This is a genomic window from Sinorhizobium sp. CCBAU 05631 (genome assembly GCF_002288505.1).
GTDB classification, from domain to species: Bacteria; Pseudomonadota; Alphaproteobacteria; order Rhizobiales; family Rhizobiaceae; genus Sinorhizobium; species Sinorhizobium fredii_C.
In genome coordinates, this window is sequence record NZ_CP023063.1 from 1,590,016 (window position 1) to 1,612,044 (window position 22,029).

General features: G+C 61.1%; 17 protein-coding genes and 1 pseudogene. 7 read left to right on the plus strand and 11 right to left on the minus strand.

Translation table 11 applies throughout. The features are described from left to right. Nucleotides 1-482 precede the first annotated feature (482 nt). Nucleotides 483-2,078, plus strand: coding sequence for an MBL fold metallo-hydrolase (locus tag SS05631_RS07950; RefSeq protein ID WP_037397558.1), 1,596 nt, complete (start codon nt 483-485; stop codon nt 2,076-2,078). Between the two features lie 191 nt (nt 2,079-2,269). Beyond that, nucleotides 2,270-3,598, plus strand: a complete 1,329-nt coding sequence (locus tag SS05631_RS07955) for a trypsin-like peptidase domain-containing protein (RefSeq protein ID WP_037397561.1) — start codon at nt 2,270-2,272, stop codon at nt 3,596-3,598. Nucleotides 3,599-3,856: 258 nt separating this feature from the next. Here the strand turns inward: SS05631_RS07955 and SS05631_RS07960 are convergent, their stop codons facing one another. The 7 genes and pseudogenes from SS05631_RS07960 to SS05631_RS07990 form a co-directional block, all read right to left on the minus strand. Further along, the gene (locus SS05631_RS07960; protein ID WP_037397564.1) at nt 3,857-5,056 is read right to left on the minus strand and encodes an HlyD family efflux transporter periplasmic adaptor subunit; all 1,200 of its coding nucleotides are present in this window, start codon (nt 5,054-5,056) and stop codon (nt 3,857-3,859) included. 3 nt (nt 5,057-5,059) lie between these two features. Further along, entirely contained in the window at nt 5,060-7,423 is a 2,364-nt protein-coding gene (locus SS05631_RS07965) for an FtsX-like permease family protein (RefSeq protein WP_037397567.1), read from the minus strand. Between the two features lie 6 nt (nt 7,424-7,429). Beyond that, the gene (locus tag SS05631_RS07970) at nt 7,430-8,149 is read right to left on the minus strand and encodes an ABC transporter ATP-binding protein (RefSeq protein ID WP_037397569.1); all 720 of its coding nucleotides are present in this window, start codon (nt 8,147-8,149) and stop codon (nt 7,430-7,432) included. 249 nt (nt 8,150-8,398) lie between these two features. After that, complete coding sequence (locus tag SS05631_RS07975) at nt 8,399-8,926, minus strand: Hsp20/alpha crystallin family protein (RefSeq protein WP_037397594.1); 528 nt, start codon at nt 8,924-8,926, stop codon at nt 8,399-8,401. Between the two features lie 422 nt (nt 8,927-9,348). Further along, complete coding sequence (locus SS05631_RS07980; RefSeq protein WP_244412340.1) at nt 9,349-9,735, minus strand: polyketide cyclase; 387 nt, start codon at nt 9,733-9,735, stop codon at nt 9,349-9,351. Between the two features lie 102 nt (nt 9,736-9,837). Further along, nucleotides 9,838-10,094, minus strand: a pseudogene (locus tag SS05631_RS32620) (DUF2933 domain-containing protein). Next, complete coding sequence (locus tag SS05631_RS07990) at nt 10,091-12,292, minus strand: copper-translocating P-type ATPase (RefSeq protein ID WP_037397572.1); 2,202 nt, start codon at nt 12,290-12,292, stop codon at nt 10,091-10,093. Before SS05631_RS07990 ends, SS05631_RS32620 begins: the two are co-directional and overlap by 4 nt. A gap of 101 nt (nt 12,293-12,393) precedes the next feature. Between SS05631_RS07990 and SS05631_RS07995 the strand changes: the two genes are divergently transcribed. After that, the gene (locus SS05631_RS07995) at nt 12,394-13,050 is read left to right on the plus strand and encodes a CBS domain-containing protein (protein WP_037397575.1); all 657 of its coding nucleotides are present in this window, start codon (nt 12,394-12,396) and stop codon (nt 13,048-13,050) included. Between the two features lie 78 nt (nt 13,051-13,128). Here SS05631_RS07995 and SS05631_RS30935 read toward each other — a convergent pair whose 3' ends face one another. Next, a complete protein-coding gene (locus SS05631_RS30935) occupies nt 13,129-13,266 on the minus strand; it encodes a hypothetical protein (protein ID WP_157213214.1) in 138 nt (45 codons plus the stop codon). Here SS05631_RS30935 and SS05631_RS08000 point away from each other — a divergent pair. The 3 genes from SS05631_RS08000 (at nt 13,249) to SS05631_RS08010 (ending at nt 17,554) form a co-directional block, all read left to right on the plus strand. After that, entirely contained in the window at nt 13,249-14,445 is a 1,197-nt protein-coding gene (locus SS05631_RS08000) for an acetate/propionate family kinase (protein ID WP_037397580.1), read from the plus strand. The genes SS05631_RS30935 and SS05631_RS08000 overlap by 18 nt on opposite strands. Beyond that, on the plus strand, nt 14,442-16,814 hold the full coding sequence (locus tag SS05631_RS08005) for a phosphoketolase family protein (RefSeq protein WP_095677946.1): 2,373 nt from the start codon (nt 14,442-14,444) through the stop codon (nt 16,812-16,814). The genes SS05631_RS08000 and SS05631_RS08005 overlap by 4 nt, the downstream gene beginning before the upstream one ends. Before the next feature lie 107 nt (nt 16,815-16,921). After that, nucleotides 16,922-17,554, plus strand: coding sequence for a Spy/CpxP family protein refolding chaperone (locus tag SS05631_RS08010; protein ID WP_037397610.1), 633 nt, complete (start codon nt 16,922-16,924; stop codon nt 17,552-17,554). A gap of 284 nt (nt 17,555-17,838) precedes the next feature. Here the strand turns inward: SS05631_RS08010 and SS05631_RS08015 are convergent, their stop codons facing one another. Beyond that, the gene (locus tag SS05631_RS08015) at nt 17,839-19,170 is read right to left on the minus strand and encodes an FAD-dependent monooxygenase (protein ID WP_244412344.1); all 1,332 of its coding nucleotides are present in this window, start codon (nt 19,168-19,170) and stop codon (nt 17,839-17,841) included. A 172-nt stretch (nt 19,171-19,342) separates the two neighbouring features. Here SS05631_RS08015 and SS05631_RS31355 point away from each other — a divergent pair, with 172 nt between their 5' ends. Beyond that, entirely contained in the window at nt 19,343-19,846 is a 504-nt protein-coding gene (locus SS05631_RS31355; protein ID WP_037397618.1) for a hypothetical protein, read from the plus strand. A gap of 145 nt (nt 19,847-19,991) precedes the next feature. Here the strand turns inward: SS05631_RS31355 and SS05631_RS08025 are convergent, their stop codons facing one another. Together SS05631_RS08025 and SS05631_RS08035 are read right to left on the minus strand one after the other, a co-directional pair. Further along, on the minus strand, nt 19,992-21,032 hold the full coding sequence (locus tag SS05631_RS08025; protein WP_244412346.1) for a TIR domain-containing protein: 1,041 nt from the start codon (nt 21,030-21,032) through the stop codon (nt 19,992-19,994). A 197-nt stretch (nt 21,033-21,229) separates the two neighbouring features. Further along, entirely contained in the window at nt 21,230-22,027 is a 798-nt protein-coding gene (locus tag SS05631_RS08035; RefSeq protein WP_050984091.1) for an E2 domain-containing protein, read from the minus strand. Nucleotides 22,028-22,029: the final 2 nt, after the last annotated feature.

Here is a 22,029-nt window from a genome sequence, read left to right on the forward strand (position 1 = left end):
AGTCCGAGGACGTAAGCGACCGCGGGCAGCGGTGAGATCGCCGCATTATAGGCGGCGAATACTTGAAAAAACTCCTCCTCAGTGAACGGCATGGTATGCCCTCCGATGCGGCAACACCTCAGCATCGCCCACATTGCGGTCACCAACATTGAGCCAGGTCATGTGAATGGAGAAGTTTTCCTGAAGCAAGTCGCGTCCACTCCTCAGCGCAGATCGGGGCGACTGTCCGCAAAACGCAGATCGGCGGCAAGAAGCTAAAGCCCTGCATGACTTGGCTGCCTACTCGGTGCATGGCGAAATCGAACGTCAAAGGCCCGACAAAGCGACCAAGGGATTGTCCGACCGAGCCGAAAGGCGGTTGACCAACATTAGAAGTTGGAAGGTTCTGGCCGGATCAAAGCATCTTTGATCCGCATCAAGTCGCCCGTCTGCCCAAGTGTGCATGCTTAGATCTGCCGTTCTTAAGATCAGGGCCTTGAACCATGGCGATTGAACCGACCATCCGCTTTCATGGGGCAGCCGGGACCGTTACGGGTTCCTGCCAACTCGTCGAATTCGGTGCCACGAAGATCCTGGTCGACTGCGGTATGTTCCAGGGGTCGAAGACCGAGAAAGAACTGAATTACCGTCCCTTTCCCTTTGATCCCAAGAAGCTCGATGCCGTCATCCTCACACATGCGCATATCGATCATTCCGGCCTGCTGCCGAAGCTTTCCCGGCTTGGCTACGACGGTCCGATCTTTGCGACTCCCGCCACGACAGACCTTTGCTCCGTCATGCTGGCGGACTCCGCTCATATTCAGGAGAGCGAAGTCGATCAGCTCAATCGACGCAATCTGCGCCGGGGCCGTCAGACCGTGACACCCATCTATACCGCCCGCGATGCCGCCGTCGCGGTCGAACTGTTTCGGCAGGTGCGTCTTGGAGCCTGGGAAGGCGCGGGGGAGGGAGTCCGTTTTCGATTCTGGAATGCCGGCCACCTGCTCGGATCCGCCTCGGTCGAGATGGAGATTGGTACCGGGCCGTCGCCGTTGCGCCTGCTGTTTTCCGGCGATATCGGGCCGCGGCACAAGCTCCTGCAGTTTGATGCGAAAGCACCTAGCGGCTGGGACTATGTCATCTGCGAGAGCACCTATGGCAATGTCGAGCGCGAGGAAGCCGACGATTCCGTCCGGCGTAATATTCTGCGATCGGAGGTCTTGAACGCGACGCATCCGAAGGGCGCACTTCTCATCCCCTCTTTCGCGGTGGAACGCACGCAGGAACTGCTGACCGATCTTGTCCATCTGATGGAAGTCGGCACCGTTGCCAGATGTCCAATCATTATCGACTCTCCCCTCGCGACCCGTGCCAGCGAGATTTTCCGCCGACATGCGCGCGAGCTTGAAAACGGCGACGCTCTTGTCAGGGCCATCGAGTCGAGAAACGTTCGGTTCACGGAGACGGCAGAGCAGTCAAAGGCCGTCGACCTCGTTAAGGGCTTCCATATCGTCATCGCTGCGAGTGGAATGTGCGAAGCGGGGCGGATCCGGCATCGCTTGAAGAATTGGCTCTGGCGCGACGAGGCGACAGTGCTGCTGGTCGGGTATCAGGCGAATGGCACGCTCGGGCGCCTTCTCGAAGAGGGTGCTTCGGTCGTGCGCATCCAGGGGGACGACATCAGCGTCAGAGCTCACATCAGGAAGCTGGACATCTATAGCGGCCATGCCGATGGCGAGGAGCTTGCCGACTGGTTGCGTGCGCGGCAGCCGATCAACGCCGGTGTCTTTCTGGTCCACGGAGAGGACGAGGCGCTTGAAGGGCTCCGGGAACGTCTCTCCACCTTCCTACCGGAAGATCGCCTGATCCGTCCGCGACTGGACAGCGCATTCCGTCTCCGTTCGCAAGGTGCAGTCGAAATATCCGAAGCAGTCGCTCCGCCACGCATCGATCCGCTGCGGGCCGGAAGGACGGATTGGCACAATGATTTCCAGAAGCTCGTCCTCGACCTTCAGGACGAATTGGCCAAGGCCGCGGACGATAAGGCGCGTGGAGTCGTGATCCGCCGGCTGCGCCGTGCCCTACAGGAAAAACCATGAAATGCCAATGCGGGCCTATCACGGCGAGAGCATCTGAGCACGTGTTGGCGTCGGGCTGGCGCTGATGAGTTCATGCTCCTGATCCGCGTCGACCACGCGCATGCCGGCACGAATGTCGCGAATTGATGCGCGTCAATGCAACGGGCGGCGAATCCGGCTGAGATCTCAGCGTCAATCCATGGAGCGCGACGATGCTCAAGATCTCGAGACTGCTGGTCTTAGCCGTCCTATTCGACCCCTTCAGAGAAGCCGCCGAAGCGACAGACATCGACGCGGGCGTGTCCGCGATGCTGGAGCAGGTGCAGCCTGCGGTGGTCAGCATCCGCACCGTCAGCAGCGGGATTTTCAGAAGCGAGTTGCTCGAGGATCCGAATGTACGCAAAGTCCTCGGTCTTCCGGATGAGGTATTCATCGTTCAGACAGGTGCGACCGCGACAGGGTCCGGCGTGGTCATCGATCGCGAGGGAGGCTACATCGTCACCAGCCGGCACCTGGTTGCCGATGCCGATGATGTTTCTGTGACGCTCGCGGACGGACGGGTTTTCCAGGCGGACAGGGTAGGGGAGGATGCGCCGACCGACCTCGCGGTAGTCAAGATCAATGCCTCGAAACTCGCTGCGCTCAAGTGGGGAAATTCGTCCGATCTAAAGGTCGGTGATTTTGTGGCCGCGGTAGGCAGTCCTTTCGGGCTGACGCAGACGGCGACCTTCGGCATCGTCAGCGGCTTGGGCCGCTCGGGCCTGGGTGCCGATGAATACCAGGATTACATCCAAACCGACGCGGCCATCAATCCGGGGAATTCCGGCGGAGCGCTCGTCAATGTCTCTGGCGAATTGATCGGCATTGCGCGGGGGATCGCCGCGCCGGATCAGACGAGTACGGGCATCGGCTTTGCAATTCCGTCTAATATCGTGGCGCAGATCGTCCGCGAACTGATCGCCCACGGAGAATTCAAGCGAGGCTGGCTCGGCCTTTCAGTGACGGCCGCAACGGATGCGCAAGACGGGAGTGCCACTGAGGCGCCAGGGCTTATTGTGAACGAACTCTCCTGCAACTCGCCGGCGGAGAGGCACGGCGTACGACTTGGAGATGTGATCATGGCCCTGGACGACCGCGCCTACCCGACGGAGTCAGCCTTCAGGAATGCCATCAGTCTGCTTCCGGCGAACGCCCGCATAACACTCGATATCCGTCGGGGAGAAGCGTCGCAGAAGCTGAACGTGACGCTCTCGGATTCGGCCGCTGGTCGCGGCGCCTCTGACCAAGGCTCAGTCGTTGTTGAGTTTCCATCCGCGAGCGCCTCACTCGCATGCGCGCCGTCGGGAGCGGTCCTCGTCGATGTTGCGCTGGGTAGCGCCGCCTATTCGGTCGGGCTGAGGACCGGCGACTACCTGACGGCCATCAACGGCAAACCGCCCGTGTCAGCCGATCAAATCGGAAGCGTCCTGGAGGGCACGGAAGGCGGTGCTTCCATCGACATCCTGCGCGCAGGAACCGCATACCGCATCGATGTTCAATAGCGGCAATCGGGCCGTTTACATCCGGCAAGTTGCCTTTGCCAGAAGCTAGGGAATGGCAGAATGGTCGCTGAAACTTGGAACAATTGCCGGTGAAATCCGGCATACACATGACGTTTGTCTGCTGCTCGTCTGGATCTGGTTCACCGACCACGATCAATAGAGAGTCCGCAACTCGGAAGGTGATGGCCTTTACGCTGCGCGGCGATCGGGACCACGCGGCTGAGACAGCCATTGAAACCGACGCTGCAGCATCAGCGGCTACCGCTCCACGATAGCAACCCCATCCTTGATCCGATCGCTCGGGTAGAGAATGACTCGATCTCCAGGCAAAAGCCCTTCTCGGATTTCGACTGCGAGGCTGTTCCTCTCACCGAGGCCGACGGGGCGCAGTTGTGCGCGTCCCTCTGCGGCGAGGAACACGGCCCAATTTTCGCGTTGCCGGAACAGGGCGCCAAGCGGCAGCCTGAGGACTTCGCCTTCGAACAGGATGACCCGCACGTCGACGCGATAACCGTGCCCGAGCGAACGCCACCGTTCCGGTCGACCGGCAAAATCCAGTACGACATCGACCCGCTGCTCCTCGATACCGAGTGCCGATACCTTGGTTTGACCGAAGGGCTCGATGCGCTGCACGACTGCCTTGAGATCTTCTCCGCCCCAGCCGGTGACAAGCGCTTGCTGGCCTGGCTTGATCCGGACAGCATCCTCCGAGAGGAGATTGGCGACGATCTCCAGATCCGCAGGATCACCGATGTCGAGCAATGGCGTTCCTGCCTCAACGACGCCTTCGCTGCGCCGCATGACCTGCAGGACGACGCCGCTGACCGGTGCCGTAACGGCAACGCATTCGCACGCACCGCTGCGACTCCTGATCTCCTGGCGCGACAAGAGCCGCGACCGGGCTTGATGAAGCTCGTGCTCGCGCACTTTCAGACCAGCTTCGGCCGTAGCGAGGTTGGCTTGTGCGACGCTATAGGCACGTTCCGCATCTTCCAGGGAGCGTTGCGAGATTGTCCTACGCTCGATCAGCATGCGGGCGCGGGCGCGTTCTCCCTCGGCAAAGTTCAGGTCGGCCTTGGCCTTGTTGAGTTCGGCGGCGGCGAGATTATGCGCGGCCCGAGCTGCCTCGACCGCGGCCTGCAGCTCCGCCTCCGTGCGCGCATCGAGAAACGCGGGCGCAGCGGGCTCGATCTGCGCGAGCAAGGTTTCCCCCGCCTTGACGACGTCGCCTGGCTCGGCGGTGATGCGTTGCAACTGACCACGCAACGGCGCGTGAAGCGTGTAGACGTCGCGCACGCGCGTCTCGCCCTCCTCATCGATCGTCACGCGCAACATTCCGGTCTCCGCAACGGCAAGGTCGACCTGAACAGGCTGCGGCCGCAGCGCATAGGCAACGCCGACCACGAGCAGGATCAGTAAGCTGCCCCAGATGGCCAATCTGCGCTTCGCGACGCTCACAGGCTACTCCCTTGTCTTCAGCACGGCGATCAGATCAAGACGATCGAGCCGCCGACGCACGATTGCGGCGCAGATCAGTGTGGCCGTCAGCGCGATCAGGGCTGCCTTGCCGTAGGTCGCATCCCGCAGCACGAGCGGCACGCGGTAGAGTTCCGTCTCGAAGGCACTCGTCATGTACCACGCAAGGCCGTAGCCGATCGCCGCACCAAGCGGGATCGCAATCCAGGTGAGAATGCCGGCTTCTCCGAGCAGAATGTAAGAGATCTCCCAACGGCTGAAGCCGAGGACACGCAGTGTCGCGAGTTCGCGGTCACGTTCGGAGAGCGCAATGCGGATCGAGTTATAAGTGACGCCCACAGAGAGGGTCACCGAGAAGGCGACGAAGAAACCGATGAAAATGAAGATCGTTTCGCCCATGGTCTTGTAGAAGGTGTCCATTGCAGCCTGGCGGAAAAGAACGGATGCGATGTTCGGGACATCCTTCAGTTTCTCCAGCAGGTTCCTGCGGCTGCGGGCATCCACACGAATATGCAGGCCACTCACGACGCGGCCATCCCCGGCGATGCGATTGAGCGCGGCCATGTCCATGTAGGCAGGCGTGCCGAGGTAGGTTTCGAAAATCTGCGCCACCGGCAGGGTCAATCGAGCCTGACGGCCTTCCAAGAGTTCGACGGTGACGGTGTCACCGGCCCTGGCATTCAGAAGTTCGGCGAGCTTGCGCGAGATCATGACCCCGCCCGGAGGAACCTCAACGTTTCCGCGCTCGACGTCGAAGACGGGACTGAGGACGGCGCCGGCCGGAACGCCGATGATTCCCTGACGCTCGACGATATGCCCGTGGCTGATGCGCGCCGATGCATGGCGATATGGTTCCGCCGACAGGACGCCAGGAAGATTCTCGAAGTCTGTCACTGTGTCTACGGGCTGCAGGTCGTTGAAGGCAACGGTCGCATCCTGGTGCTGCCCACGCTCGAAAGCCGTTTCGGCGAGGGAGTCTATAGCGTCCACCCATTGCAGCGCCATGATCAGCACGGCGATCGACATTGCGAGACCGAGGCTGGCGAGGAAAGCCCTGACCGGCCACCTGATGATGCGCCGTAAGATCATGCGCGACGGTTCGTCGAGCGCGCCGGCAAGAGCCGTTCGAGAAGCCCAGCTACGCCGATAGATCGGCGGGGAAGGTGGGAGCATTGCTTCCGCAGGCGCAAGCCTGACAGCGCGGCGCACGGTGGCGAGGCTGCCGGCAAGCGCCGCACCGAGGCTGATCGCACCGGCGATGACGAAGCCGGCAGGCCCTGGACGATAGAGGAGAAACGGAAAGCGATAGAACTTGGTGTAGAGTTCCGTGTTCCAGTGGCCGAGCCAGGCGCCGAGCAACGATCCGATCAGGACGCCAATCGTGCCGATGACGAGCACCATCTTGGCGTAATGCCAGCCGATCGCCAGATTGCCGTAGCCAAAGGCCTTCAGAAGCCCGATCTCGCGGCGCTCCGTCTCGATCAGCCGTGCCATCACCATGTTGGTCAGGAACGCCGCGACTGCCAGGAAGATCGTCGGCATGATCCGGGACATGTTCTTCTGCTGGGCGATTTCGCTTTCCAGAAACCAGTTCGAGGTCTGGTCGGCGCGACCATAGGCACCGATGCCGCCGAAGGGAGCCAGGAGGCCGTCGAGCCGCTGAATGACGTCCTTTTCGTCTGTGCCGGGCAGGAGGCTGAGGCTAACGCTGTTGAAGGAGGCTTTGAGGTCGAAGGCGGCCGCCAGCGCATCATGGCCCATCCACAGGATGCCGAAGCGCTCGTCGTCCGGCATCAATCCGCCGGGAGCGATCGCATAGACGAATTCAGGGCTAAGGGCTGTACCGACGACGTGCAACGCGCGTTTGCGGCCCCTCAAGACTGCTTCGAACGTGTCGCCGGGCTTCAAGCGATGGGCTTCCGCGAAAGGCTCGCTTACGACTACCTCGTCCGGGCGCGTCGGATCAACCAGGCGACCGCTCCGGATTACCAATGCGTTCAGTAGCTCAGGGCCCCGTTCGGGCAGCGACAGCAATTGGGCAACGACCGGCTCGGCAAAGCCCGGCATGTCGAGAATAGCGCCTTCGACGATGCGCGTTTCGGCGAGGCGCACACCTGGAATTTCCGCGATGTCGCGGCCAAGATGTTCGGGCACACGCTTTGCCTGGGCAAACACATCAGCAAAGCGCGTCCTCTCGTAATAGGCGGCGGTCGTCTCCTCGAGCGCCTCGATCGTCGTCAGCGCCATGATGAGTAGGGCGGTGCCGGACGCGATCACCAGCGCGATGGCAAGAACCTGGGCCTTCAGCCTCCAGAGTTCACGAAGCAGCTTTCGATCGAGACTGCTCATTCTTGCTCACCAGGCGAGTTCGCCGGGGGCGCGTTGAACGGCGTTCTGCCGCGTTTCCACGATGCGCCCATCGGCAAAGTAGAGCACGCGATTGGCGATCTCGGCAATGACGGCATTGTGGGTGATGAGCGCCGTGGTGGTGCCAAGCTCGCGATTGATCTTGAGGATTGCCTCGAGCACGAGGATTCCCGTCTTGCTGTCCAGTGCGCCCGTTGGCTCGTCGCAGAGAAGCAGATCGGGGCGCTTGGCGATGGCGCGGGCGATGGCGACGCGCTGCTGTTCGCCCCCGGAAAGTTGCGCCGGGAAGTGATCGAGCCTGTCGCCGAGGCCGACGATCGAAAGCGCTTCAACGGGTGACATCGGATTTCTCGCGATCTCCGTCACGAGGGAGACGTTTTCGGGCGCAGTCAAGCTGGGGATCAGATTGTAGAATTGGAAAACGAAGCCGACATGATCTCGGCGGTAGAGGTTGAGGGCGCGTTCACTATCCATCCTGAGGGGCTGGCCGCGAAACATGACCGTGCCCCGCGTGGGTGTATCGAGCCCGCCCAGTATATTGAGCAATGTCGATTTGCCGCTGCCGGATGGCCCCAGCAGAACCACGAGTTCGCCCTCACGAAACTCCACGTCCACACCGCGCAGGGCGTGAACTTCTACCGCACCCATCCTATAAATCTTGGTGAGCTCGTGTGCCTCAAGGGCAATGGCCGATGCCTTGTTTTCCACTACGAGCTCCTCGGAATGCCGACGTGCCGTTGACTCGCGCAGTTCAGGTGGAGGCCGAAATGCACCCCCGATCTCGGGGATGTGACTTTAGCAGATTCCTTTGACATTCGGCGGTGACTCGCACGCTGCGGCCGAGAACGTAGGGCAGAAGCACCAGTTCGGTGTGTACCTCAGGAGCATCGAATAGCCATCACATGCCTCCCGTCCGCAAAGGTGTTGAACTATTGCGGACGGGGAAGGCGGGGATGGTCAAGCGGACTTGATCTGGATCTTGCGCTCGTTCTGCTGCGCTTCCTGGGTCTTTGGCAGGGTTACCGACAGAACGCCCTTCGAGAAATTTGCAACAATCTTTTCTGCATCGACTCCATCTGGCATCCGGAACGTACGCTGGAAAGAGCCATAGCGGCGCTCAGAGTGGACATATTCCTTCTTCTTCTCCTCTTTCTCCTCCTGCTTCTCGCCTCGGATGGTCAGGATCCCGTTGGAGATGGCTACCTCTATGTCCTTTTCTTCCATCCCCGGCAGTTCACAGGTGATCTCGTAGCTCTTTTCTGTCTCCGCCAGATCAACGGCCGGCGCCACGTCCAGCTCTGACAGCCGCGGCACCCGACGCATGAGGGCGGAAGCCAAGGGGCGAGGCCACAGGTTTGGAGCGAAGTCGTCGAACAGCCGGTCGATTTCGGATCTGAGGCTCTCAAAGGGGGGCCACGACTCCGCACGACGCTCGACGCCTTTTTCTTCCGACTTGATGGGCAGTTTGGTTGCAGGTTCAGCCATGGCTGGTTCCTCCTTCAAAGCGGTGGTTCCAGGCTCGTCTCGCCGCTGGTTGCTCATGCGCGCGGCCGCAAGCCAGTCTGGCCGACTTCTCCCGGCGCTTTTCCGCCGGTCGCCACCCCAGATGAGATCATTAAACCGCTGTGCTGTGGCAGCCTCATTGATCGGCGTCAAAGACCGGGTGATCTGTAGAAGCCGAAAGCACCGAGATTTCCGGCCTTCCTCACTCTTTCCCAGTCAGCACAGCACTCGAAAGCGGCCTGGGCCCTGTATGCATCGTTGCCGGGGCTTTTGGTCGAATCCTTAAAACCTGATCGTGGGGCATCGCCAAATCTGTGTCGACGATCTGTTGACTGCCCGGCAGTCCAACAAGAGTAGGCCAGCGGTTATGTCAGGGCATGCTGTGGCTCATGCGCGCCGTCGATCTATGACCGCACGCTGCCTGCAAACGCGTCCGCTGCGTCCTTGGCCATCCGGTTCACGCACCAGCGTGCGTACATCGAGCCAAACAGGGGGCCGAGAAGCTTGCCCGCGATCGTCGCTGGATAGCCGTAGTCAATGAACACGCGCAGTCGCGATGCCGCACCCGAGGCGCTGATCTCGAATCCCATCCGGTAGCCACCGATGACGAGGAGGTTCGGACGGCCTCGCGTCTCCCACACCTTGCGACGGGGTGGCTGCCGCTCGATGATCACTTCTTCGACCGAAAGGACGAGGCCAAGTATGGAGCCCCGCATCTTGATAAGCGAGCCGACAGCGCGGCCTTTGGCTTCGTCGAACTCGTACGACATGCTCCCGCCGAGCATCATCATCGAAGGCTTCTGCATGTGCGAGCCGAGACTCGCCTGGTCATCGAGATAGTCAAAAAGGACTTCCTCGGGCGTCCCGACATCGACAATGGCCTGTGCCGCGTGTCAATCGGCGTGCAAAATTTGCATGCCGAAACACAGTGCCGCGTATCCGTGAGTCATGTGAGATCGCCCATTTTTCCCGCGGTGGCCCTGATGGCGATCACCGCCATGACCATGGAGGAGGTGCATCAAGGGACAGGCCAGCAGCAGCAGGTAGGGTGCGAGCCCAAGTGCATGTTGCCAGTGCTCGCGGAGAACGAAGAAAGCGACGATCACCGCGAGCGAGGCGGCGAAAGCGTCCATTTGCGATTCCAGATCATATCCGTGCACTCCTCAACCTGAGCGAATTGCCGATGACGCTGACCGACGACAGCGCCATGGCAGCGGCGGCGATGATCGGGGACAGCAGAAGGCCGAGGGCGGGGTAGAGCACGCCAGCCGCAACCGGGACGCCAGCGGCGTTGTAGATGAAGGCGAAGAACAGGTTCTGCCGGATGTTCCGCATCGTCGCGTGACTGAGCTGCCGCGCCCGGACAATGCCCTGAAGATCGCCCTTCAGCAGCGTCACGCCCGCACTCTCGATTGCCACATCGGTTCCGGTGCCCATCGCGACGCCGACGTCGGCGGCGGCAAGCGCCGGAGCGTCGTTCACGCCGTCGCCCGCCATGGCGACGATCCTGCCCTCGTTGCGCAGACGAGCAACGATCTCGCTCTTATGCTCGGGCACGATTTCCGCCTCGACCTCCTTGATGCCAAGCTTGCGAGCAACGGCATTGGCCGTGGTCTTGTTGTCCCCGGTGAGCATGACCACACGCACGCCGTCCTTGATCAGCGCCTCGACGGCGGCGGGTGTCGTACCCTTGATCGGGTCGGATATTCCGAACAATCCGGCGAGACGACCGTCGATGGCCGCGAAGATGACGGTCGCTCCTTCACCGCGCAGCTCTTCCGCCTTTTGCGAGAGGGCGGAGACGTCCACCCCTTCCTCGGACATGATCCGGTGGCTGCCGATAACCAGCCTGCGGCCATCGACCAGCCCCGTCACTCCCTTGCCAACCGGGCTATCGAAGTCTTCCGCCTTTGCGAGTGCAATTCCGCGCTCGTTGGCGGCCTCGACGATTGCCGCCGCAAGTGGATGCTCGCTCGACCGCTCCAGCGTTGCTGTCAGTCGCAGCAGCTCATCCTCGGATATGTCGCTTACGGCAACGACTGATGTAACTTTCGGTCGGCCTTCGGTCAGGGTCCCCGTCTTGTCGACGACCAGCGTATCGACCTTTTCGAAGCGTTCGAGCGCCTCGGCGTTCTTGATCAGCACACCGACGCTTGCACCCTTGCCGACGCCGACCATGATCGACATCGGAGTGGCTAGGCCGAGCGCACAGGGACAGGCGATGATCAGCACCGCCACTGCGGCGACGAGTCCATGGGTGAAGCGAGGTTCCGGCCCGACAGCCATCCACGTGGCGAACGCGACGATGGCGATCAGAATAACAGCGGGAACGAACCAGCCAGAGACTTCGTCGGCCAGGCGTTGGATGGGAGCGCGAGACCGTTGGGCCTCGGCGACCATGCGGACGATCTGCGACAGCATGGTGTCGCGGCCGACCTTGCCCGCTTCCATGACGAAGCCGCCCGTCTTGTTCATCGTGCCACCGATCAGCTTTGCGCCGACCTCCTTGGTCACCGGCATCGACTCCCCGGTGATCATCGACTCATCGACCGAGCTGCGGCCCTCTAGGAGTGCGCCGTCGACAGGAACTTTCTCACCCGGACGGACGCGCAGCCTGTCACCGACAACGACTGCCTCGAGCTGCACGTCCTCGTCGCTGCCGTCGCTGCGGATGCGGCGGGCCGTCTTCGGCGCGAGGTCGAGCAGAGCGCGGATCGCGCCGCCCGTCTGCTCACGTGCCTGCAGTTCCAGGACCTGTCCGAGCAGCACCAGGACGGTGATGACGGCGGCCGCCTCGAAGTAGATCGCGACCGAACCTCCCTCGGAACGGAACGTCGCCGGAAACAGACCGGGGAAGACGGTGGCGATCACGCTGTAGACCCAAGCGACGCCCGTGCCCATGGCGATCAGCGTGAACATGTTCAGGTGTCGGGTGACGACGGACCGCCAGGCCCGCTCGAAGAAGGGAGCACCTCCCCAAAGCACGACAGGCGTTGCGAAGACGAGTTGCAGCCAATTCGAGGTCTGAGGGCTGACCATCATATGCAGATCGAAAAGGTGGCCTCCCATTTCCAGGATCAGGACGGGGATGGTGAGCGCCAGTCCGATCCAGAACCGCCGCCGCATGTCGATGAGTTCCAGGCTAGGACCCGTTTCGGCGGTGACGACTTCGGGTTCGAGGGCCATACCGCAGATCGGGCAGTTGCCGGGGCCGATCTGCCGCACCTGCGGGTGCATCGGACAGGTGTAGATCACGCCTTCCGTCAGCGCGACACGCGAACCCTCCGCTTGAGCGGTAGGGTGGTGCTCACTTGTCCGATTATGACGATGGTTCGGATCAATTCCCATCCCGGCATCTTATGCATTTCAGCAGTCAATTGTTTGACCAACATCAATCTCCTGCTCCACGGTTCCGCGTATGCTGCGGGCTCTAATCGGAGGGCGGTAGGATGCTGGCCAGAGATGTTATGAACAAAAAGGTGCTGTCGATCAGCCCCGATCACAGCGTGAGTCACGCAGCGCGCACAATGCTTGAGGCCGGAATAAGCGGCCTGCCTGTATGCGACGACCGCGGTAGGCTCGTTGGCATGTTATCGGAGGGCGACTTGTTGCGGCGTGCGGAGCTGGGGTTGGCTGCGTGGCACGGCACTGCGCGCGCCGGAGCGCAGCCGGAGGCGTTCATCAAGGGGCATAGCTGGCGCGTCGGCGACGTGATGACGCAGCCCGTTGTCACGGTTGTTGAAGACGTGCCCCTTGGCCGCGTCGCTGAACTCATGGCTGCCAAAAGGATCAAGCGAATTCCGGTCATGCGAGGGGACGAGATGGTGGGCATCATCACGCGCAGCGACATCCTTCGCACGATTGCCGCCTCTGTGCCTGATGTTGTCGCCGTCGGTGATGAGGCAGTGCGGCGGGCCGTCCTGGCGCGGCTTTGTTCCGATCTCGGCCTCGACAGAGGGGCGATAGACGTCACGATCGAGAACGGAAGCGTCAGTTTGTGGGGAGCGGTCGAAAGCGAGGTATTGCGGGACGCGGCCCGAGTCGCCGCAGAGACGATCAGCGGTGCCGGCGGCGTCAGGAACAGGCTGCGCATTGTCGCGAACTGAGCGCCTTCCAACGGAGATGCTAGGGCGTGGCCTTCACCAAGAATGGCCCGCTACGAGCCGAAACCTCTTCTGGCGAGACTACACGATTTCACTGAAGAGGACCGGACCGGCCTCATCCGCCGCATGTTGCCGGGGATCATATTCGATCGCTGCCAGTTGTGCTTGCGATATCTCCATCGGCCAGACGAGGTCGACATAATGGGAAACGGTCGACACATCCTCATCCTGAATGGCGGCTCCTCCAGTCTGAAGTTCGCCGTCTGCGAAGGTTCGCGTTGCGGGGCTTGGACGCTGCGCGGGCAGTTCGAGCGCATCGGCACCTCGCAGACGCGCTTTTTCGTGACGGAAGGCCGAACGGAGAGCCGCCGTGACGTCGGCTCGATGAAGCACGGCACCGCGACAAGTTTCCTGCTTGATTGGCTGGAAAAGCGTCTCGGGCTCGCAACGATCGCGGCGATCGGCCACCGCGTTGTGCATGGCGGGCTCAGATATCAGGCACCTGAAGAGATCAATGATGTCATGATCACCGAACTTCGCCGGCTGCGGCCTTTTGCACCCGAACATCTACCGACGGAACTGGACATCATCTCCGCTTGTTCAGAGCGCCTTAGCAGGGTGCTCCAGGTCGCCTGTTTTGACACCGCCTTTCACCGGGACATGCCGGCCCTCGCGCGCATCATCCCTATTCCGAGGCGGTTCCGCGCCGAAGGGGTGGTTCGATACGGCTTCCACGGCATCTCCTACACCCACCTTCTGGAAAGCTTGCGTCGTGATGCCCCCGAATGGGCGGCAACAGGCCGCTTGATATTCGCCCATCTCGGAAACGGCGCAAGCGTCGCCGCCGTCAAGGACGGCAGAAGCGTTGATACGACGATGGGGTTTACGCCGGCGGCCGGTATTCCGATGAGCACGCGATCCGGCGACCTCGACCCTGGCATCTTCCTCTATCTCACCCAACATGCGGGCGTGGACGCGCCCGGTTTCGACAAAATGGTCAATCATCATTCGGGCCTCCTCGGCATATCCGAAACCAGTGGCGATCTGCGCGATCTGCTCGACCGCGAGGAAAGCGATGACAGAGCAGCCGAGGCGGTGGCCCTCTTTTGCTATAGTGTCAAAAAACAGATCGGCGCCTATGCGGCGGCGCTGGGTGGACTCGATGTTCTGGTTTTCACCGGAGGCATTGGAGAGCACTCGCCGGTGATCCGCGACCGCATCTGCGATGGCCTCGGCTTTCTTGGCGTGGAACTCGATCCTGCGCTCAATGCATCGGCTTCGCCTGTCATTTCTGCCGCCGGTGCAGATGTCGAGGTTCGCGTGATTGCAGCCGACGAGGAAGCAGTCATTGCAGCAGCAGTCGACGATGTCCTCACCAGGAAGGATTCCTCCCGATGACTGATACGCTGTCGCCCGAACTTCTGGAGCGGATGGACGCCTATTGGCGAGCCGCCAACTACCTTTCCGTGGGGCAAATCTACCTTCGCGACAATCCGTTCCTGAAACAAAAGCTCACGCTGGCCCACGTAAAGCCGCGCCTGCTCGGCCACTGGGGCACCACACCCGGATTGAATTTTCTCTATGTCCACCTGAACCGGCTGATCCAGGCACATGACCTGAACATGATCTATGTCACAGGGCCGGGTCACGGCGGCCCCAGTCTTGTTGCGAATACCTATCTTGAAGGAACCTATTCCGAGATTTATCCCGAGGTCGGCCAGGATGAAGCGGGCCTCAAGAAACTCTTTACGCAGTTCTCCTATCCGGGGGGCGTCCCGAGCCACGTGGCGGCAGAAGTGCCGGGATCGATCAATGAAGGCGGCGAGCTTGGCTACTGCCTCATGCATGCCTACGGCGCCGTCTTCGACAATCCTGACCTGATCGCCGCCTGCGTCGTCGGTGATGGAGAGGCAGAGACGGGAGCGCTCGCGACGAGCTGGCACTCCAACAAGTTCCTCAACCCGGCTCGAGACGGCGCGGTTTTGCCGATCCTGCATCTCAACGGCTACAAGATCGCCAATCCCGCGGTTCTTGCCCGCATCAGCCATGAAGAGTTGGAGGCGCTGTTCCGCGGCTATGGCTACGAGCCGCTGTTCGTCGAGGGATCCGATCCGCGGCAAATGCACCTGCTTATGGCGGCGGCGCTCGACGAGGCCCATGGGCGGATCGTCGAAATCCAGCGGCAGGCGCGCAGCGCGGGATTTTCCGGTCGCCCCATCTGGCCCATGATCGTACTCCGCTCTCCGAAGGGTTGGACGGGCCCACGAGAAGTCGATGGCAAACAGACCGAGGGCTCCTGGCGTTCGCATCAGGTGCCGCTTTCGAAACTGGCAGAAGTGCCGGAGCACCTCGGGCTTCTCGAAGACTGGCTCAGGAGCTACCGCCCTTGGGAGCTGTTCGACGAAAACGGCCGACTTCGCGCAGACTTGCGAGACCTCGTACCAAAGGGCCAACGTCGAATGGGGGCAAATCCTCATGCCAATGGCGGTCTTCTCCTGCAAGACCTCAAGCTGCCGGATTTCCGACAATACGCGATGGAGATCACTACTCCGGGAAAGCAGGCAGCAGAGTCGACCCGCATCGCCGGCCTTTATCTTCGCGACGTGTTGAAACTCAACACGGAAGAGCGAAATTTCCGGATTTTCGGGCCCGACGAGACCGAGTCGAACCGCCTGTCGCCGGTCTTTGAAGTCACAAGTCGCGCTTTCACCGGCGAGATATTGGACAGCGATAACCAGCTAGCGCCTGACGGCAGAGTAATGGAAGTGCTGAGCGAGCATCTCTGCCAAGGCTGGATCGAGGGGTATCTGCTGACAGGGCGGCACGGCTTCTTCTCGTGCTACGAGGCCTTCATCCACATCGTCGATTCCATGTTCAACCAGCATGCCAAGTGGCTAAAGGTCTGCCAGGGCATCTCTTGGCGCAGGCCGATTGCGTCGCTTACCTACCTTCTAACATCGCACGTCTGGCGGCAGGACCACAACGGCTTTTCGCATCAGGACCCCGGCTTCATCGATCACGTCGCGAACAAGAAGGCGGACGTCATCCGCGTCTACCTTCCGCCGGATGCCAATACGCTTCTGTCGGTCGTCGACCACTGTCTCCGGAGCCGCGACTACATCAACGTGATCGTCGCCGGCAAACAACCACAGTTGCAATGGATGGACATGGACTCGGCCATAGCGCATTGCAAAACCGGGCTCGGCGTCTGGGATTGGGCCTCCAATGACGAAGGGGATCCGGATGTGGTGGTCGCCTGCGCTGGCGACATACCGACTATGGAAGCACTTGCTGCCGTCCTGATCCTGCGCGAGGCGTTTCCGTCGCTCCGGCAGCGGGTCATCAACGTCGTCGATCTCATGGCGTTGCAGGCCCCCAGCCAGCATCCGCACGGCGTAGCCGATGATCTTTTCGACCGGATGTTCACGACCAACAAGCCGGTGATCTTCGCCTATCACGGCTATCCCGCTCTCATTCACCGACTGACCTACCGCCGCGCCAACCACGCCAATTTTCATGTGCACGGCTATCAGGAGGAAGGGACGACCACGACCCCCTTCGACATGACCGTGCTCAATAGGCTCGATCGATTCCACCTCGCGAAGGCAGTCGTCGACCGAGTCCCGTCTCTGGCCGCGTCACGGGAGGGCTTCGCCCGCTTCATCGACGAAAAGCTCGCCGAACACGACGCCTACATCCGCGAGAATGGAGAGGACTTGCCGGAGATACGGAACTGGCGATGGCTGGCTCGGGACGTTGATGTGTGAAGGCGACGTCTGCCTAGCCAATCCGGACTTGATCTGCGTCAAGGTGAGGTTTTCTCGGCAATCGTATCCTTTGAGTCAAACCATTATGCAAGGTGAGGAGAAGTCAAATGGGCACGCTGCGAACTTTCCTGCTGGCTACTTCACTGCTTATGCTAGGGACGCCAGGCTTTGCCGAAGACGCGCATCATCCCGAGGCCGCCGCGGGACAAGCGAGTGAAAAAGCCGCGCAACAGCAGCTTCCCGCTGCCAACCCGAGCGCCACGATGCCGAGCGGCATGATGTGCGGTGACATGATGGGCGGCATGATGCGCATGATGACCGGCGGACAAAATCCCATGGGCATGATGGCCGGTCAGGCACCTATGGGGCAGACCGGCATGAGCGCGATGGCGCAGATGACGGCCCCTGAACACATCGAGGGGCGTATTGCCTTCCTGAAAACGGAGCTCAAGATAACCTCTGAGCAGGAGTCCTTGTGGAGCGCCTTCGCTGAGGTGCTGCGATCGAACGCTCGCGGCACACAGGCGATGATGCAGATGCCTGGCGGGATGGAAGGGGCGAGCCGAGCCGTTGAAAGCCCATTGCAGCGTATTGAACAGACGGAAGGCGCCTTAGCCGGCCGGCTCGAAAGCATACGCAAGCTGAAAGCCGCCCTCGCTCCTCTCTATCAGTCGCTCAACGAAGCGCAGAAACAGATGGCCGACAGGCTGCTTGTGCCTCCAATGATGGGAGTTATGTAAGATTTTGCGCAAGCGGCTGCTCTCGGGCTATCGGCGAGCGGCAGCTTCGGGTCGATTTCTGCCGTTAGTACCCCCCGTTGTTCAAATAAGTTCTTGGATATTTCATCAGGCCACCGAGGTGATTCCTGTCGGACTGATCGCCGGCCGGACCGGGTCGGCGTGCGCCTCATTTCGAACGTCACCGGTGACAGCCAACAGGACCGACCTGTCGAGAGCCGGAAGCTCTTGGCGGATCACCGCGACCGATCTTCGGTGAGCCCACGATAGGGCCGGCGCTCGCCTCGTCAGGGGAGCAGCGGGCGTGTGAGAGGCTCGTAAGTTCGCCGGTAGAGGCCGTCGCCGAACAGCCGCAGGACAGCGTTCCGGATAGTGCTTGAGCCGCTCCTCAGTTTGTCGCGTGCGCGGGACTTTTTCTGTACCCACGCGACTCGGCCGATGCGCGCCTGGTGGAATCCTTCAAGGATACGATCGATCGGCCCGCCCTTGGCGACAAGCTCCGCAAGGACGACCGCGTCCTCGATTGCCATGCCGGCGCCCTCAGCCATGCTGGGCGAGCAGGCGTGCGCGGCGTCACCGATCAGGACATGGCGATCCGCAATCCATCGTTTTGCGGGAACCTCCTGCAAGATGGCACGATGGACTGCGGTCGCTGGATCTAACGCTGCCATCATCGGCCCAAGCGGCCCGGCGAAGCCGCTGAAAAGCCGCTTCATAACGTCGACGGGCCCGTCTCCGAACTCGCTCGTGCGGCAGTCGGCGTATATGTATGTTTCCGCTTCGCTGATCGGGATGCCGAGCAGTGTGCGGCCATTCCCGAGCATTGCCGTCCAGCCATCGATCTCGCCGTTGTTCGGGACTACAAGCCGCCAGCAGGAGATGTCGATCTGGCGAGCGGCACTCGGACCGAACACCGCGTTTCGCAGCGGCGAATTGACGCCTGCAGCTCCGACCACGAGATCGTATTCTCTTTCTCGTCCGTCGGAGAAGCGAACCATGCGCTTCTCACCACGCGACGCCGTCGAGACTGCTTCCAAGCCGTAGCTCACGGTTCCGGGCTTCAGCGACGACTGGAGGATTGCAGCCAAGGATTGGCGCGATAAGGCAAGACAGGGCCCACAATCTTTCCAGACCTCTGCCGTCCTGACATCGTTCAAAACGGAACCCGAAGAGGAAAGGATTCGCTGGGTAGCTATCGGATAGGCGACGGACCTTACATCGGCGAGCAGTCCCAGGTCACCGAGCGCTCTTGCGGCGTTCCCCAAGAGAAAGATTCCTGCACCCTCGGTGGATGGCTGTTCTCGCCGTTCGACGACCTCGCACTCGATTCCCTTCGTTTCCAGTGCTCGTGCGGCAGAAAGTCCAGCTATTCCGGCCCCGGCAATCAATACTCTCATCGATAATTCCCACGTGAGCGACCCGCGGACGCCGCTATTTTTCAACTCGCGGGCAAGGGTATGACACAATTTCGCGTCGGCTTCACGCGGTGGTGATCGGGAAGAGTGACGAGCTCCACGGATGTGACGCTCTGGCGGTTCAAAAATCGGCTCAAGACGAGTTGCGGTGGACGTCCGCCTTCCACCCCTCGGTTCGTCAATCACAGCAAATCCTTCGAACATAGGTGTTGCCGTAAGTGACGAAGGTGGCTTCTGTTCGTGCGTCGTCACTGCCGCTAGCAGCCCGCTATAGGTGTCCTTCAGCGTGCGTCGACGGCGCCGGCATGAACATGTGTCGTTATCTCCTCGGCCCCAATGGCCCGGTTCCGCTGTCGCCGTGATGGAAAGCGGGCTCATGAACAATCTCGAATTCGGCCTTGAGCCGCTCGGCCAACCGATTGGAAATTTCCCGCTTCGCCGCGTCCCTCGGCGTGGCGTCAATGCCGACGAGCACCGCGCAGTCCTCGATCGGTATTTCCCAAATGACGGCGCGCAGAAATTCCTGAACGGTAGCATCGTCAACAGCTTCGCCATGGCGCCGAAAGCCGATCTGCGCCCTCAAAGCATTTACGATGTCGCGGGCAAAAAGGGTGGAGCACTGCGGATCACGCCGCCGCCGCTGGCCTTTGCCCGCGAGGCCATTCAGGACCGGGCGACCGATCATCGCGAAGCGGATGAAGATTGCGCGTTCAATATCGTATTCTGGGACTGGCATGCGGAATCCTCCTCGGTTGAGGTTGTCTCTTCCCGCATGTCGAGAAGCGGCCGCCCGCGCCTCGTTCCCGATATGTTCACATCATCCTTAAGAGTCAATGCAGCGCTTTCATGGATCTGTGCGTTAAGGGGCCGATCGGAGTAGAGGACTGCGACCGAGACATCGACCGCATCGTTTCCCGCCTTAACATCTGAATCCTCCGGTACCTTTCTACCGTTTCTTCGTGTCCACTGCGACCTGTATATCGTCGCGACATCTGCCTCCAACTCGCTCTTCAGCCCCACCGCAACTACCTCGGCCCCAGTTCTCTTATCCTTGCGATTATGCTTTCGCAGGCATCTTCCACGTCCGGCTCTTGACCATCAGCCTGGCCGTAACGCACGGAGGTTATTCCAGCGAGGTCGGAAGGTATCTTCACCTTGATTTCCCTGGGAACGGCGTAGAAGGAGCGATCTCGGCCGATCGCCCCGGCGAAAAGTCCGAGCTCGAACACCGTGTTGTCCCTTGGCGCAAGTTTCTGCTCGCCTCGGCTGACGACCTCGTCGTCCGGACTGAAGATCGCAATGGCGAAGTCCATCGCAGCCAACCTATCCGACAGACTCTCCATCGTGTGTTGAGATGGCTTGAAAACTCCATCGGTCCAGATCTTTACGCCCGTTACACCGGCATCGGCGAGCGCAGCCTTCATTGCCCCGGCGATCTTCAGCGACTCGGCCGCGCAAGCAATGAAAACCAGCGGCGAGTGATTGGACGGCCGGATGAAGTTGTTTCTCTGCCGCAGCCTCGTGGCCATCTCCTTCGCGATCTGACGCCAAAGGTCAGGGTGATGGGCCGCGACGGCTGCAAAGTCCTCTTCCGAAACAATTAGCGCCACCGTCGGCGCGACCGCCGTCACCGTGGCGGAGCGGGGTTGACCGGGGTCGATCAGCGCCATTTCGCCAACGTGCTGGCCTGCGGTGCGATGCGCTACGGCATTTCCTGAAATCGAGACCTTTACGCTCCCTGCAATGATGAAGAAAACAGAGTTCGACCACTCGTCCTCAACCATGAGGTCGCCGCCCGGCATGTAGTATTCGAGGCGCCCCCGCGCGCACAACTCCTGGGCCGCCTCCGCGTTGCCCAGGATTATCCGCTGCTCTCTCAGGGCCGCGATCGCGAGCATCCGCCCGCGGTCGCCGTCGAAGCGCTGAAAGATTGAAGCGTGGCTATCGGGGGCTTGTGCAATCGTTGTCATGGTGTCGGGGCTTGGGCTGAGGGAGAAGTCGAGAGGAAGACGAACCGGGTCTGCTGCCCGATCCAGAGGGCCGTCGAAACAGCCATGCAGATGCAAACGCCAAGCACCAAGACCGCGGCACTGTGAAAGGACCGCAATTTCAGTGCGTTGATGATCGCGCCTATCCACACAGAACAGAACGTCAGCAGCGCGGCGTTCTTCCTCTCTGCGAACTTGACGGAGTCTATCATCCTGCTTTGGTTCGCCGACAGAAGCTTTTCGTGGGCTCCTTGCTGGTCATTCTTTGTCATGACTCACCGTCGCAGCATACGAATTCGCGATCGCGGCTTAGAAGCTCCAGTGGCCGGGACAGGATTCCTGGGGATGTTCCTGTCTTGGAGTGGGCACTTCAGCATCGTCCCACAGCATTCCTCCCCGAGGGCAAGCGAAACTCTCCAAAAGCGCTCGATCGCCTTGCGGCGAAGTCTCTCCTCCTTGAGGAGGGTGACCACAGGGTCCCTGCTGCAACAATCAATGCGCAGGATCGCTTTGCCGTTCCGTCTGCAACCTGCCGGGCATGGGGCGCGGCCGTTGCGGAGCTTCTGTCTCTCATCGACCTTCGGCCATGGGCTGGCGAACCACTTACGCTCCCCCTCCAGCATGCGCATGTAGTCATCCTCGAGGCCTAACTGCCGGGCGGCCTGCAGCGCCGCGAGTTGGTGCAGTCCAGCGTCGCCATGGGCAATCTCCTGCTGCGCAGGCCAACGTCTCGTGCGTTCGGCGACTCGTTGCAGCCGGAGGTATTTCTCCAGCAGGCCCCACCAGACGACTGCATGATCACGCGTCGTAATGCCTTCGCCTGCCTTCACCCCGATGCAAAAGTTGTGGTCGGACTGGATATGCCGCTCATGGCAAGTCGCTGGATATCGGGTGCCGGGGACCCGCTCCCGCACTGTGATCACGTCGTCCTGGCCTCGGATGCAGAGGCTGACCTCGATCGTGCCGACTCCGCTTTCCAGCTCGATGACCGCACGGCCAAGGATGTCCTGTGGGGAGATGACAACGTCCTGGAACCAGTCAGGCGCTGTCTCATGGATCAGTCGGAGCGGCAATT

Coding starts and splice junctions, on each gene's coding strand:
- SS05631_RS07950 (WP_037397558.1), top strand. CDS start 483: ATGGCGATTGAACCGACCATCCGCTTTCATGGGGCAGCCGGGACCGTT.
- SS05631_RS07955 (WP_037397561.1), top strand. CDS start 2,270: ATGCTCAAGATCTCGAGACTGCTGGTCTTAGCCGTCCTATTCGACCCC.
- SS05631_RS07965 (WP_037397567.1), bottom strand. CDS start 7,423: ATGAGCAGTCTCGATCGAAAGCTGCTTCGTGAACTCTGGAGGCTGAAG.
- SS05631_RS07975 (WP_037397594.1), bottom strand. CDS start 8,926: ATGGCTGAACCTGCAACCAAACTGCCCATCAAGTCGGAAGAAAAAGGC.
- SS05631_RS07980 (WP_244412340.1), bottom strand. CDS start 9,735: ATGATGATGCTCGGCGGGAGCATGTCGTACGAGTTCGACGAAGCCAAA.
- SS05631_RS07990 (WP_037397572.1), bottom strand. CDS start 12,292: ATGGGAATTGATCCGAACCATCGTCATAATCGGACAAGTGAGCACCAC.
- SS05631_RS07995 (WP_037397575.1), top strand. CDS start 12,394: ATGCTGGCCAGAGATGTTATGAACAAAAAGGTGCTGTCGATCAGCCCC.
- SS05631_RS08000 (WP_037397580.1), top strand. CDS start 13,249: ATGGGAAACGGTCGACACATCCTCATCCTGAATGGCGGCTCCTCCAGT.
- SS05631_RS08005 (WP_095677946.1), top strand. CDS start 14,442: ATGACTGATACGCTGTCGCCCGAACTTCTGGAGCGGATGGACGCCTAT.
- SS05631_RS08010 (WP_037397610.1), top strand. CDS start 16,922: ATGGGCACGCTGCGAACTTTCCTGCTGGCTACTTCACTGCTTATGCTA.
- SS05631_RS08015 (WP_244412344.1), bottom strand. CDS start 19,170: ATGTTCGAAGGATTTGCTGTGATTGACGAACCGAGGGGTGGAAGGCGG.
- SS05631_RS31355 (WP_037397618.1), top strand. CDS start 19,343: ATGAACAATCTCGAATTCGGCCTTGAGCCGCTCGGCCAACCGATTGGA.